This is a genomic window from Priestia sp. TSO9, assembly GCF_021029645.1.
Lineage (GTDB): Bacteria > Bacillota > Bacilli > Bacillales > Bacillaceae_H > Priestia > Priestia megaterium_E.
The window spans coordinates 1-258 of the sequence record NZ_JAJEKD010000051.1; the positions used below are offsets into that span (position 1 = coordinate 1).

1 rRNA gene is annotated in these 258 nt (G+C 39.1%); it reads left to right on the top strand.

The annotated features are described in order from the left end of the window. Positions 1–153: 153 nt before the first annotated feature. Positions 154–258, top strand: a 23S ribosomal RNA gene (locus tag LJC66_RS28095); the annotation flags it as partial.

Consider the following 258-nt stretch of genomic DNA (forward strand, 5'->3'; position numbering starts at 1 on the left):
AGCACACTACTTTCTTCTTATTAGATAAGAAGAATTTTGGTTGCGATTGTTCTTTGAAAACTAGATAACAGTAATTGCTGAGGAAAAGTGAAACTTTTCTTTAATCAAACCAATAAATAACACAACAGTATGTTGTACCATTTATTCGCTAATGGTTAAGTTAGAAAGGGCGCACGGTGAATGCCTTGGCACTAGGAGCCGATGAAGGACGGGACTAACACCGATATGCTTCGGGGAGCTGTAAGTGAGCTTTGATCC